At 59.7% G+C, this 14,397-nt stretch carries 1 protein-coding gene, 3 pseudogenes and 1 other annotated feature; all 4 genes and pseudogenes read right to left on the reverse strand.

What is annotated here, in order from left to right; all coding sequences use genetic code 11:
• Window positions 1–9,531: pseudogene (locus ACTIEZ_RS10320) on the reverse strand (hypothetical protein); the annotation flags it as partial.
• A gap of 54 nt (window positions 9,532–9,585) precedes the next feature.
• Window positions 9,586–12,012 carry a putative Ig domain-containing protein gene (locus tag ACTIEZ_RS10325; protein ID WP_439546592.1) on the reverse strand — a complete coding sequence of 809 codons (2,427 nt, stop codon included), beginning with the start codon at window positions 12,010–12,012 and terminating at the stop codon, window positions 9,586–9,588.
• Between the two features lie 406 nt (window positions 12,013–12,418).
• Window positions 12,419–13,611 (reverse strand): annotated as a pseudogene (locus tag ACTIEZ_RS10330) (IS3 family transposase).
• Window positions 13,268–13,384 (reverse strand) — a sequence feature (AL1L pseudoknot). (Overlaps the previous pseudogene by 117 nt.)
• 238 nt (window positions 13,612–13,849) lie before the next feature.
• Window positions 13,850–14,397, reverse strand: a pseudogene (locus ACTIEZ_RS10335) (hypothetical protein); the annotation flags it as partial.

Below are 14,397 nucleotides of genomic sequence, written 5' to 3' on the forward strand. Positions count from 1 at the left end.
GATCGACACGGTCGAGGCCGAACCCTGCAGGTCCAGGCTGGTGGCCGTCGCCTCTGTCGTCACCGTGATGCCCGTTGCGAACGCTGCGTTGGTGTTGACACCAAGCGTCACCGCCTGCGTGCCAGTACCCGTCAGCGCCAGCGTCTCGACCTCGGTCACACGAGCGAAGTCAGCGTCGGCCAGAGCAAGCGCGGCAGCACCAGTGTCCATCCGGATCGTGTCGGTACCATCACCACCAATCACCGTCGCATCCAAGGCCAACTCAGCCGCAGAGGCAAACACCAGCACGTCGTCACCATCGCCACCGTCGATGCTGTCCGCACCACCGTTGCCCGTGATCGTGTCGTTCCCGTCACCGCCCAGCAGCGTGTCAGCAGCCGAACCGCCAACCAGCGTATCGTTGTTGTCGGTACCCGTCGCGTTGATCGACACGGTCGAGGCCGAACCTTGGACGTCTAGACCAACCCCCGCAGCGAGTGCCGTGATGGTAATGCCATCAGCAAACGCGCTATCAGTAAAGTTGCCCAGAACAATAGAGGCGAGGTCCGTGAAGTTGAGTGCAACTATCTCCATACCTGTCACACGTACGAAATCGGAGTTTATTAGACCTCCATTGTTCGTGTCGAAGCGTAGCGTATCGATCCCACTCCCACCAATCACGGTTTGGGCGCTAGCCATTGGAATGTAATCCGGGAAGATGATGAGGTCGTCACCTGCCCCCGCGTCAATGCTGTCTGAACCACCGTTGCCGGTGATCGTGTCAGCGAAGTTCGAGCCAATCAGAGTGTCATTGAATGTGGAACCATTCAGAGTGTAACCCGTGTTGCCAGTGGCGGCAGTCATGTCCACCAGGCCGAAATTTGCGGCATTTATGGTGACCGAAGCCCCGGTGTTGTTTGTCTCCGCAGTCGCCACGAACGCATTAACGGTTTGGACAACAACCGTGGTGTGGTTCCCGGACGCGATCAAAACATCGCCGGTTGAAAGCGACGAAATAACATCATTGCCTGCCGACGATATAAACGTGTCGTTTCCGTCGCCGCCAATCAGCGAGTCATCGCCACTGCCGCCGTTCAGCACGTCATTGCCGCTGCCACCAGTGATCGTGTCATCACCCGCAAGGCCATTGATAACAACCTGTTTGGTGAACCGATTAACGTCGATGACATCCACAAAGTTGGTGCCAAAGATGGTCAGGCCGCCGGTGACTGCAATCGTCTGGTTCAGCAACGCCTTTTGACCGCTGGTCAGCAGGTCGAAATCCGCCAGTTCGAGTGTCAGACCCGTCAGGCCATTGTCGACGATATGGGACAGGTTACCGAGGATCGAACCGACTTCGGCGAACGTTGCACCCGTTGCCACAACCGTTGCCGCGGTCGCCTGATTGAGCACCGCATCGAAGACGGAGTCGGGGACCGAACTTGCGTTGAGCGTCAGGTTCACGATGCCGCCGCCGCTGATATTGTCGATATTGGCAGCCATGGCGACAATCTGGGCGGGCGTGGCGCCAGCAGCATCAACGTTCACCGTCAAGGCATTGGCCAGCTTCGGCCCGAGCGCAGCAAATTGCGCAGCCGTGAGCGTCAGGTCCGTATCACCAAGCACACCGGTGATACCGAGATCCGCGATGTTGGCAGCATTCGCGACCAGCGTGTCGAGGTAGCTAGCGTTCATCGCCGAGATGTTGACCAGGGCCGTACCGGGAACGGCGAGCCCGAGCAGAATACCGACTTCGGCGATGCTCAAGGCACCAGAAACGCTCAGGTTGGAAATCTGACCGATCGTGAGACCATCGACGACATCTGTCGCATCCGCGGCACCCAGCAGCACATCATACGCAGCAAGCGCCGAAAGCTGGGTGGTCGATGCACCGGCTGCGTTCACCACGCCTACCGAAACATCGGTTGTGCCGCTGTTCGTGGCATCAAGGATCTTCAGGATATTGGCGATCGTCGCATCCTCCACCGCGGCAAGCCCGGCAGACAGATCGACCGCCTGATTGAGCAAGGCAGCATCGTTGGAAGCAACTTCAGCGATGGTACCTGCAAGACTGTAGGTCACAGTCCCGTTGCCATTCACGGCATCGATGGCCGTAAGCTCAGCCTGGGTCACGGTGATGCCCGTAACCTGCACATTCACATCCACCAGGCCCAAGGCAAGCTTGACCACATTGATACCGCCAAGGGTGATCAGGTTGGCAAAGCTGTCCTCCAGGGTCACACTCGAAGCCGACGCCAGCAAGCCGTTCGGCGCGCCGAGAATATTGTCGACCGTATCGATGACCCGGAATGAACCTTCGAAGCCATTGAAGTTGGTGATCGTCGTGAGCTGGGTTGCCTGCTGAACCGACAATTCTGCGTTGGTCGCAAGCAGTACCTGCTCTGCATTCGTCAGAGCAGCCAGATTGTTGGTCAATGCCGCAATCAGATTCTGGGCGCTGTCGGCGATGCGGTAACCAACCAGGTTGGCCACCTCATCCAGACCACGCTCCGTCGCCGTGCCGACGTACAGATCAACCGTAGCCGGCGCCGTCAGCGTTACCGACGTGGCCTTCTGGATTGTTTCACGATCGCTGGCGCCAACGGCATTGCGCGTGTTGAAGGCAGCGAAGACCGCGGCCGGGGTGTCAGAGATGGCATAGGCGATGTTGGTTTCCGAAAGCTTGGCAGCCTCTGCCACTGTTGCGGCAGTCGTCAGCGTGATCGACTGTGCGGCAGCAAGTTCATCATTGAGGACACCAATGTTGCTGACGGCGCCGGCCACGTTGGAGGCCGTATCAGCCACATTATACACGACGCTGCCGGCTGGAGCCGTCACACCTTCGCTCGACTTCCAGTTTTCCGCAACGTTGGCCTGCGCCACCGTCAGGGACGGGTTGGTCAGCGTGATCGACGTGGCATCGGCCCGTACCCCTGCTGCGCCTAGCGCACTCAGGTTTGCGAAGCTGTCCGCAAGGCTGAAGATCAGCCCGCCTTGGCCAATATGCACTGGCGTCTGCAGGAACTGGGCCGAAATCAGCCCGATGGACGCGACAGTGGCTGCATCCTCAACCTGCACGGCGATGACGCCATTGTTGAGCGCCTTCACTGCGGACGACGCATTGAGCAGGTTGGCGGCCGTGTCGGCAACCGTGATCGACGTGAAGGCGATCGTGGTCGTGTTCGTATCAAGGGCCAACAGACGCGCCGTGTCGGCAACAGAAACGGTGCCAGTGACAACGATGTCTGCGTTCGTATTGTCCAGAACGGCCAGCGACGCATCCAGGATGTTCGCCGCAGTATCCCGGATCGTGTAACTATAAGTGACGTTGGTCCCAATACGGGCATCGAGCGTCGCAATCGCATTCGCCTCGGCCACAGTCGCAAGACCAGTGGCAGTCACGGCAGTGACCGTGTCATTCGAACCGAGCACAAGCCCGGCAACAGCAGAAGCAGTGTCTGTCACGGCTGCCACAGTTGTCGAACCCGAATTGGCTGCCGAGAACAACAGCTGCGCCTGCGCAGCGGTAGCGACATCTGTGCCTGTGATGTTGGTGGCGCCGTTCAACACATCAGCCGACGCACCAGCCAGCGTTAGACTGAGGTCATTGAGGCTGTACGAAACGCTCAGCACATCGCCAGCATTGCGGTCAGCGATGATGACCGTCGCCTGACCAACATTGGCAGTCCCGGTCACAGTCAAAGACAGGATGGTGTCATTGCCAGTGGCGTCGAACGTGAAGTTGACAGCGTCTGTGGCGTTTGCAGTCACCGAAGCGATCGTGGTCGAACCGGTGTTGCCCGCGCCAAGCAGAGTGGCCGCCTGGGTCGCATTCGCAGTACCCGTTGCGGTGATGTTGGTCGCCCCATTCAAGACAGCCGCATTCGCCGCAAGCACAGCCGCAGCATCGTTGAGGCTGTAGGCGGTGTTTGAAGCAGACGGCAGGAAGGCAGCAAGCACCGCCTGCTGCGCCACCGTGATGTCGGTGGTGCTGCGAACGGCAAACGTGGCCTCCACCAACGGGTCACCGGACGTCAGATTCTGATAGGTATCAACAACCCGCACACTGGCGGCAGCAATCGGCGCATAGAACGAACGATTGGCACCAGCCAGATCCGCAACGCTGGCCTCGACAATGAAATCGGCGCCATCGAGATCAACGGGCAGCGCAATTTTGCCAGCACGGTCGGTCAGGATCGACAGACCCTTAACCGGGTCGTTCTCAAGGCTGAGAACAATGCCGCCTGTCGTCGTGACAGCAGAAGCGGCCGTCAGGATAGTGGAGTTGGCGTTGATCGCTGCCGCGAGGTTCTGGTCGCTGTCCACAATGCTATAAACGATAGGTGCGGTGGCCAGAGCATCAAGCTGCTGCGCCTGCGCAATCGTCAGCGGATGCGATACGGTCACCGAAGTGGCGTTGTCGACGACCGTGCGGCCGTTGACCACTGCATCCGCATCAACAATGCTGTCCTGGTTTGCGTCTACAATCAGGTTCTGGAACGTATCGGCAACAGAATAGGTCACGGTGCCAGCGTTGGTCGATGCAATCAGCGTTGCCGCCTGTGCAGCCGTCAACGCGTCAGTGACAGTGATGTTGACGGCCTCGCCCCGAACCGAAGGTGTCAGCGCCAGAACCGCAGAAGCGGTATCCGAAATGCTGAAGACAACCGGCTTGGTAAAGCCGGCCAGCACAGCCGCATCGGCCGCTGACGCAGGAGCGTTCGCGGTAACAGCGCCGTTAATCGTGACGGCGTTCAGGATCGCGTTCGACAGGGTAGCCAACGCAGCCGGGCTGTCGGTGACCGCGTCAACGGTGTTCGTGCCGGAGTTTGTTGCAGCGACGATGGTCGCGACATTAGCCGCGGTGGCGGCCCCCGTGGCCACAATGTTCACGGCCTCATTCAGGCCGGAAGACGCCGCAACATTGGCTGCGGTATCGCTGATGCTGAACACAACGGGCTTGGTGAACGCGGCAAGGATCGTCGCCTCAGCGCCGGTTGCAGTGCCAGTGGCCGTCACGATCCCCGTCACCAGGTTCAACGCGGAGGCCGACAAGCCAGCGACTGCGGCTGCGCTGTCGGTCAGCGCGGCAATGCTTGTGATGCCCGAATTGGTGGCAGCATCGATCGTGGCGGCCTGCGCAGCGTCGGCAACATCGGAAGCCGAAATATTGGTTGCGCCATTGAGAACGCCTGCCGGGGCATTGGCAAGATTTGCAGCGGTGTCGGACAAATTGTAAGTCAGCAGTTGGCCAAAGGGCTGCACGGCACGGACCGAAGCAATGTTGGCAACTGTTGATTCACCAGTCAGCGCGATATCCTGGGCAAAGCCACGCAGAGTGCCTGAAGCCGCAATGACGTTCGCCGCACTGTCACTGATGCTGTAGGAATCCGCAGCATCGCCCGCACCGAAGATCTTTACCAGCGCCGCCACAGACTGCGTGACGTGGCCTGCGCCAGTGACGGTAACAGTGAGGACATTGGCGTCCAGCAAGGCCGTGTCAGCCACGGCAGACAGCGCTGCCCCGGTATCGGCGACGTTGTACGTGCCGGTAACATTGAGCGCAGCCAGGATGGCAGCCTGCGACGCAGTGACTGTACCAGACGTGACCGTGATGGCGCCGGTTGCGCCCGAGAGCACTGCCGCCGGCGCGGTTGCGATTTCAGCTGCAGTGCCAGAGAGCGAGTAGCTCAGGGTGCCGCTGTTGTTGAGGGCGATCAGGCTGGCGGCCTGGCCGACAGATACCGGACCTGCAACCAGATTGGCAGCACCGTTGACGAAGCCGGCATTGGCCGGGAGCAGCAGGTCCGCCGCAGTACCGGTCACGCCGTAGGTGGCCGTTGCACCAAAGCGGGTTACAAAGGCAAGATTGGCAGCATCGGCCGTCGTCAAGAGGCCGGCAACTTCCACACCACCAAGCTGCTCAAGGAAACCATTGTCACGGCCCGCAAGGCCGGTCAGATCACTGGAATCGGTAACAACGACCACAACATTTGCGGTTGCGCGCAGCGTGTCGGCAGCGGCAGCATCAAGGGCATCGTCCGTATCGCGCACAGTGATCCCGGCAACGGCGCCGGTGACGGAGACCGGTGCCGCATTGAGCGCCGCAACAGTATCAATCAAGCTGACCGCGGACACATCGGTGCTGCCACTGTTGGTGGCATCGAGGATGGCCTGCACCTGGGCAACAGAAGCCGTACCCGTGGCACGCACATTGCTGGCAAGATCAACGACATCGTTGTTCGCGCCGCCAGCAATGGCTGCAAAGATGGCAGCAGCCGTATCTGCAATGTTGTAAGACGTTGTGCCGCTGTTGCTCGCACCATCGATGACCGTCGCTTGCGCAACCGTGGCCTCACCCGACGCAGCGATGTTGACCGCGGTGTTGCGGGCAGCAGCGGCATTGATGGCCGTGCTGGTGGCGATATTCGCGGCGGTATCGGCAATGCTGTATGCCGCAGCCGGGGTAAAGGCTTCGAGCACGGCCGCTTCGGCCATGGTTGCAGCCGTCGTAGCCGTGAGCGCACCCGCAGCATTGACCACAGGCGCACGCGCGCCGGCCAGTGCCTGTGCGGTATCGCTCAAGGAATAGGCAGGCGTGGCGCCATCAGCGAAGGCCAGCTTCATGGCATCAGCCTGACCAACCGACATCACGCCGCCGGTGATGACCGAACCGGCGACGTTGATTTCAACAGCCTGCGCCGCCGTCAGCGACGCCCAGTTCTGCGCGGTATCAACGACCGCCAACGTACCATTGGCGATCTTGGCGCCGCCAAACTTGGCAACCAAATCAGTGACCTGGGCAACCGTGAACGGCCCGCCCGACGAAACGATCGTGGCCGCATTGGTGACGGTCTCGCCCTGCAATGCCAACAGAACCTGCAGCGAGTCGGCCAACTGATAGGATTTCGTCCCGTTGTTGGGCAGCGCATTGACCTGCACGGCCTCCAGCACGGAAATCGAACCCGTAACAGTCAGATTCCGGGCGTCATCCACACCGGCGACGTTGGTGACGTTGGTCAGCTCAGCCAGCGTACCGGTCACGTCATAAACCGCTGCACCGGAATTGGTTGCCGCGGCAATGATGTTCGCCTCGGCCACATTCGCAACCGACGTGGCCGTGAGATTGGTCGCCGCATTGCGCGCGCCGCCCGACAGAACCGAAGCCAGATCCGACGCGGTTCCTTCCACACTGAAGGACAACGCCTTCCCGGCACCAGGAATGGCAGCACCGGCATCGGCGGCTGCGGTGGCGGCTGCGTGAATGGCATTTGCCTGTGCGACCGTGGTAACGGTTGTTACCGTCACGGAAGCAGCGCTGTTGAGGCCAGCAGAGACGCTGGTCAAATTGGCAGCGGTGTCGACAACACTGTAGCTGAACGTGGCGGCCGACGTTGCAGCGCGCATCACGCCACCTGCGACTTCGACAGCTGCAGCTTCAACGGCGTTCGCAGGGGCCGTTGCCACCATGCCGTCAGCATTCAGGAGCACGGCAGTAGCGGCAAGCGCAAGGTTTGCAGGCGTATCCGACAGGATGAACGAAATCGAAGGTGCCAGGCCGGCTTCGACAAGAGCCGCTGCGTCGGCGACCGACACGGTGCCGGCGCTGATCGAAACCGCATTGGCAAGAGCCACGAGATTGGCCTGGATATTGCCAAGAGTGTCCACGACCTGGACATTTGCGTTGACTGCACCCTTGGCAATCGTTGCCGCGTACCCGGCGGCATCCGTGATGATCGTCGCACCAGCGCCGCTGTTCACGAGGGTAACAATCTCCGCGAGATTGGCGCTCGACAGCGTGACAGTCGTGTTGGCTGCGACCGTCAGACGACCAATGTCGTTGATCGCGACAGTGCGCAGATCAATGGTACCAGCCTCGATCGTGACTTCGCTGCTGCCATCGCCGGTCAGCGTGGTCACGCTCGCCAATTGTGCCGCCGTGAAGGTAGCAACCGAATTGAGCTGGATGACCTCGATGCTGTCCAGAGTGCCAGCCGCAAAGTTGTTGGTGCCTGATGCAATCAACGTATCCGTGCCGCTCCCGCCGCGGATGATTTCCCCGGCGACAAATTCGCCGTCGCCAACAACAAAGACGTCGTCGCCATCACCGCCTTCCAGCGTGTCGCGACCGGCGCCGCCGATCAGCGTATCATTACCCGCACCGCCGGAAAGGGAATCATTGCCCACGCCGCCAATCAGGCTGTCATTACCCGCACCAGCGAGGACAGTATCATCGCCCGCACCCGTCGAAACGACGTTGTTGCCCGCGCCATCAATGCGAATGAAATCGTTCTGCGCACCAGACGTTACAGCGTGGTTGCCAGCACCCTGGATGATCACACCCTGCGTGGCACTCACCAGATCACTGGCAATCACCACGTTGATGACCGGGTCCGCAGATGCGGTGGTCACCACGGAGACTTCGCGCCCAGCATTGTTGGCTGTAACGATATCGGTGGCAGTGACGGTGAAGTTACCGACAGAGCTATCAACCACCTGAACCACAGGACCGGTTGCAACATCCACGCCGTCACGCGCAAGCGTGAGGGCCATGGTTTCCTGGCCTTCTGTCAAATTGTCGGCTGCCAACGTGACGGAAACGGACGCCGTACCATTGATAACGGTGGCAACACCTGCCACCGACCCGGCCGACAGGTCAGCAGCGTTGATGCCAGCAATCGTGTAGCTGAGCTGCGTACCATTGGCGACGCCCGTCGTGGCGATCGCATAGGTGACCGTTTCACCTTCGTTCAGCAGCGAAACGGACGAGGACACGGAATAGGTCGGAGCAACGACCGGGGTCTGCGACGTATCGTTGATCACAACAGACACACCGGCCGGACCGGCCGGCGAGGTTACAACGAAGTTCAGCGTTTCCGGACCTTCGGTCCGCAGATCTGCCGCAATATTAGCCGTGACGACAGCAATGCCAGACGAATCAACCAGGACCTGTCCAGAAAGCGGCGTACCATCGAAATCAAGGCTGTTCAGGCCACTGCCCGTGATGATGTAGGACAGCACCGTACCGGGGGCCACGTTCTCCGTGGCGATGGTGAAATAGAGCGCCTGACCTTCGTCCGCAGAAGCGACCGAGAGGGTGCCCAAAGGATCGGTGCTGGCGGTCACCGCCACGCGCGGGGCGGTGTTGGGCGTAACAGCAGTACCCCCGGTCAACAGATCTGGCGTGCCGTCAACAATGTCAGCGCCCAAGGTGATGGCGTTGATGTTGCGATCAAACACAAGAGTGCGCGCAGGAGCATCTGCAAAGGCAATCTGGGCACCAACCGTACCGACCGGAATGGTCACGGAAGTACCATTCGTGTCGATCAGAATGATGGACGAACCGCTGCGCACCGCGCTGTAGCTCGCCGCATTGCCCGCCAAGGTGATGACGTCGCCGCCGCGGTTGAACGAGGAGTCGAGGACCACTTGCGCGCCAACGGCAATGTTCAGCCGCTCGCTACCGGCGGCGGTACCAAAGACCGTGGTAAGGGACGAGCCGGCGCCGATGGTGAAGTTGCTGCCTTGGCTTAGGATGAGACGATTAGTCATGGACTGCTCCTGCTTAATACTGCGATGCAACCAAAGTTAGTTGCTGAAATCTGGTTAGGCAAACGTCATGAATTCAAAGCCGAGTGCGGACGCGGCTGAATCATAATCGAAAATAAAATCATTCTTACCGACGAGAACATCATTCAAAACAATGACGTTCTGCACACCAGCATTTGTATTATTGAAGACGATCTCCAGATCATTTGGATCTACTCCAGTTCCGAAGCTGTAATCGAGTACGCTAGCGCCGGAGACTGTGATGCGGTCGTCGTTGGAGAATCCATCAATGACAACATTGGTCTCTTTGGAAGCGTCATCCGTAAAGTTTATGCTGTCTGTTGCGGCAGAGAATGATGCCAACACAGATCCATTATCGATCCCGATTACGACGTTGAGTGATGGTGGTTGCGGAAGACCTGCAAACTGGAAGAAGTCGAAACCAACAGCAGCCTCGGCGCTAGCCTGATCGTTGACGAAGAGATTTCCCGGATTCACCCCGACAAGGGTGATCGAACTGACCACACCGTTCTGGTTCGCGGTGATCGTGATATCGGAAGCTGCGCCAGAGAAACTATAGGCTCCAGGAACAGCATTCGAGACAGTGATGCGATCGCCGGCAGCAAAATTCACAATCGATGCCGTGTTTGCGACGTTGGCGTCCTCCTGGAAGGAGAAATCTGCGCCGGCCGCGTCAAACAAGCGTGACGTCAACAGGTTGCCGTCATCGTCGGCATCCAGTCCGGATCCATTTCCCGTGGGCGAGGTCAAGGCCCGGAAGAAATCAAACCCGAGCGCTGCTTCCGCGCTTTCCTCGTCCGATATGAATGCGTTTACACCTGCCAGAACGCCCACGAGCGTGATCTGGTTGAGCACACCCGCAACCGTATTGTTATAGACAATCGTCAGGTCGTCGCCCAACGCCGAGAAACTGTAATCCGAGGATGAGCCGGTAACCTCGATCGTGTCACCTACGGCAAAGTTCACGATACGGGCATTGGTTGGGAGCGAGGAATTGTCCGTGAAGCGGAAATTGTCACCCAAAGTAAAGCCTGACCCATTGGCGTCATAGATGGTCGGCTCTGCGTCATTCGTAACATCAATGCTCAATGTTTCTTCAGGATCCGAAACCACATTGAGCGTGAACGTGTCTGACACACTCAGTTCACCGTCAGACGCCGTCACCCTCAGGTCCAGTGCGCCATTGAAGTCCTGCGGCGGCGTGCCCGAAAACGTCCTGGTCGCCGGATTGAACGACAGCCACGCAGGCAGCGCCGTGCCATCGCCCGAGGTCGCCGACAGCGTCAGCGTCTCAGCCGCATTGTCCACATCGCTGAACGTCGTGACCGGAACCACGTAGCTCCACGCCGTGTCTTCCATCACCGACTGGACCACAATCGGGTTCGCCACCACCGGCGCATCGTTGACCGGCGTCACGGTCAGCGTGAACGTGTCCGCCACGCTCAATTCACCGTCAGACGCCGTCACCCGCAGGTCGAACGTGCCATTGAAGTCCTGCGGAGGCGTGCCCGAAAACGCCCCGGTCGCAGCATCGAACGACAGCCACGCCGGCAGCGCCGTGCCATCGCCCGAGGTCGCCGACAGCGTCAGCGTCGCATTGTCAACGTCCGTGAACGTATTGGACGGAACCACGTAGCTCCACGCCGTGTCTTCCGGCACCGACTGGTCCGCAATCGGGTTAGCCACCACCGGCGCATCGTTTACCGGCGTAACGGTAATATTAATTATTTGCGTGGCTGTGCCGCCGCGACCGTCAGAAATCGTTACCGTAAACGAATCGCTGCCGTTGAAATCCCGGCCGGGTGTGTACACGAACGAATTACCATTCGAAACAATCGCACCTTTCGTCGGCGCACTGGCCGCATAGGTCAGCTGGTCACCATCGGGGTCGCTTGCAACAACAGTGACAGTCACCGCCTGATCCTCGGCCGTCGTTACAGCCTGATTGGCGGTAACGGTCGGGGGACTGTTCTTCTTGCTCCCTCCGGCAAATGCTGCAACACCACTGCCGACGGCGGCCAGACCGCCCAGGATTAGCGGCAGTGCACCAATGCCACCGCCCGAACCGACCGAAACTGGCGGAGTTGCATCACCAACTTCCTGGGCTTCTGCACTCTCAACCTCGCCGCCGAGCCCGTCCGAGCCCGCATCGCCGAGCCCACCGGAGCCCGCATCACCAGTTGCCGAGACCTCAATAACGCCTGCCTCTGTCTCAGCAGCATCGTCCACGGTTTCATCGGACCGTTCATCCTGGTCCACGACATTCCAGAAAGAAGCCTTGGCCGGCTTGTGAAGAGCCGACGGCGCTTTGTTGATCGCGACGGCGTGCTGATTGAGCCGAACTTTCCCAACGACATCTGCCTGTACAACAGAACGAGCGTCATCGAACTTGGTGCTTGGGGGCTGCCCAGCCGCAAACTTTGCCCCCTGCTCGTGTCCAGCCTGACCAAGTTTTTTCGTCATTAAGACCCCCAACAGGAAATTTCAGCACGGCCACGCCAACAAAAGTGATCGGCAGTGGCGTTCCTCGTTGCCAAGGTAGCATCCACTGCCAATCAAAATGGCGCTCTGGCTCCGGTAATAGTAGTCGGCTCTCGATGTGGAAAGGAGATTTATGTATACTAAATAGAGGTATATTGATTGATGATGAGGTATATGTATGATGTATATGTATTTCCGCTGTTGCTGTGAACGTTTAGCTGACATTAATAGTTACATAATTTGGTGCGTTTTGCATGATTATTTCACCTGACGGTATAATGTCGACCATTCCGCCAACCTGGTTTTACAAGCCACACACAAAGCGTTTACCCTAACCGCTCTTACTCACTGAAGCGTCCCGGGTTTTCCGGAGGCGGTTTGGTTTGAGTCACGCGACCAGATCGAGGTCCTTTGTGGCGGTATAGTAGTTGGCTTCGGCCTCGGCCGGGGGGACGTGGTCGATGGGTCCGAACAACCGGTCGTTGTAGAACCAATCGACCCAGCGCAGGGTGGCCATCTCGACAGCCGAAACGGTCGGCCACGACCGCTGCCGCCAGATGACCTCGGCTTTGTAGAGGCCGTCGCTCATGCGATCAACACCAGGCCCCGCAAGACGCTGGGCTGGAAAACCCCCGCCGAGGCGCTCGACGGCTTTCTGGCGAAGCTGCATATAGAAGGCGTTGCGACGACCGGTTGAAACCGCCTTGCACGCCCCTGTCGCTGTGATGGATCAAGCCATCGTCAGCGCTGGGCCTGCAAGCATGAATTGCCTGCTCCAGCGCATCGAGAACGAACCCGGCGTGGCGCTGGTGCTGACCTTCCACCCAACGATGCGCCGGGCAAAGGCGTCGATCACGAACGCCACATAGACGAACCCGGCCCAGGTATGGACCTAGGTGAAATCGACAACCCACAGCGCGTTCGGGCGGGTCACCTTGAACGCGCGGTTGACCTTGTCGAGCGGGCACGGCGCCTTGGGGTTGCTGACGGTGGTTATCGTGTTCTTTCCGCGCCTTATCCCTGCCAGCCCCATGGCACGCATCAGGCGTTCGACGGTGCATTTGGCGACTTTGGTGCCTTCCCGCCGAAGCTGGTGCCAGATCTTGCGCGTGCCGTAGAGGCCAAAGCTGGCAGCGTGGGCACGTTCGATCTCGGCGCGCAGAACGTCATCGCGCTGCGCCCGCGCCGACCGTTTGCCGGCATCAGCGAGCCGGGCAGCGTGTTCATGCCAGGACGATGGGACGACTGCCAGCTCGCGGCAGATCGGCTCCATCCCCAGGTCCTTGTGATGGGCGTCGATGAACGCCATCACCATTTGTCGCGGCGGTCGAGCTCCGCCTGCGCAAAATATGCGGATGCCTTGCGCAAGATCTCATTGGCCCGGCGCAGTTCCTTGACCTCGCGCTCCAGCAACTTCAGCCGGGCCTTGTCGTCGGATAGCTGCGCCGCTGGCGCCCCTCGTCGGCTCGCCTCCTCGCGGCACCAGCGGCGCAGGGTCTCGGTCGTGCAGCCGATCTTGCCAGCGATCGATGTCAGCGCCGCCCATTCCGATGCATAGTCAGCCCGGTGCTCGCCAACCATGCGAACCGCTCAGTCCCGAACCTCAGGCGAAAATCTGTTCGATGTCTTGCTCATAATGCAGGCTCCTTCTCACATTCAGGAGCCTCCGGAAAACCCGGGACGCTTCACACATCGGTCAATAACGACTGCGTTTGAAGCAAGCCACCACCGCCAACAGGCCCCCAATTCCGTAGGCGATGGTGCATAACTCACACCAGAAACCTGCCAAATGGTGCAAGCCGGTGCGCATATCATGGTCTCAGGCGTAGATGATATCTGCAAAGCTGATGGTCTTGCTGCCCATTACCAAGCCGATCATCTCATCACGCGTGTCCCATTTCCCGTTGCCGTTGCTGTCGTGGTAAATGCCAGTGCCTTTGTCGCCGTCGATTGTGGCGCCGCGAAGGAAATAGCGGCCAGGGGCCAATTGCACTCGATCGCCTTCGGAAAAATCGGTGATGACCGTGCGATCGGCAGTGCCGGCGTTGCGGCTGTTGCCATCATCATGAAACCGGCCGCGCGCATCGCCCAGGATGAACAGATCATTGCCGCCGCCGCCCGTCAACCGATCGACGGTACCGCGGCCAAGGTGGGTGCCGGTGGCCGGCACGCCGGAGATGATGTCGTCGCCGGTGCCACCGACCAGCGTATCGGATCCGGTGGTGCCATAAATGACGCGCGGGGCATCCCCCGCAGGCGGGGCGGGCGGCGCATAGTCGACGCCGGCGATCAGCATGTCGGCGACGTTCAGCCGGCCGCCGGTAACCGTGATGTTGGCCATAGAGGAGGTTGCTGTGGTGCTGTCCA

The organism is Sandarakinorhabdus sp. (assembly GCF_051860625.1).
Classification (GTDB): domain Bacteria; phylum Pseudomonadota; class Alphaproteobacteria; order Sphingomonadales; family Sphingomonadaceae; genus Sandarakinorhabdus.

Bases quoted from the DNA above. Each gene is read 5' to 3' on its own strand.
- ACTIEZ_RS10325 (WP_439546592.1), bottom strand. From the start codon at position 12,012: ATGACGAAAAAACTTGGTCAGGCTGGACACGAGCAGGGGGCAAAGTTT.